This is a genomic window from Clavibacter lycopersici (assembly GCF_003576405.1).
Classification (GTDB): Bacteria; Actinomycetota; Actinomycetes; order Actinomycetales; family Microbacteriaceae; genus Clavibacter; species Clavibacter lycopersici.
In genome coordinates, this window is sequence record NZ_QWGT01000516.1 from 1 (window position 1) to 574 (window position 574).

The 574-nt window shown below is 78.9% G+C and carries 1 protein-coding gene; it reads left to right on the forward strand.

Annotation, left to right across the window (positions count from 1 at the left end):
• Window positions 1-574 (forward strand): CoA transferase (locus DZG00_RS16290; protein WP_199689848.1); only part of this gene is annotated, 574 nt, incomplete at both ends.

Consider the following 574-nt stretch of genomic DNA (forward strand, 5'->3'; position numbering starts at 1 on the left):
CAGGACGGCGGCCCGGGGGCGGGATCCTGTGGCTGGCGGCCGCGCGCGGAGGCGCCGCTCGCCGGGATCCGCGTCCTCGACCTCACGCGCGTCATCGCGGGCCCGGCGTGCACGCAGGCGCTCGCGGCCCTCGGCGCCGATGTGCTGCGCGTCGACCCGCCCGACTGGAACGAGCCCGCCGTCCTGCCGCTCGTCATGGCAGGCAAGCGCTCCGCGCGCCTGGACGCCCGGATGTCGGACGGCCGCGCGCGCCTCGCCGAGCTGCTGGCCGGCGCCGACGTCCTCGTGCACGGCTACCGTCCCGGCGCCCTCGACGCGCTCGGGTTCCCGCCCGACGAGCGGGAGCGGATCCGCCCGGGCCTCATCGACGTGTCCATCGACGCGTACGGGTGGACGGGCCCGTGGGCAGGACGCCGCGGCTTCGACTCGATCGTGCAGAGCGCGACCGGGATCGCGCACGCGGGGATGGCCGCGGCGGGCGCCGACCGGCCCGTCCCGCTGCCCGTGCAGGCGCTCGACTGGGGAACGGGCCATCTCGCGGCCGCTTCCGCCGTCGCGGGGCTGGCGGGGCGGG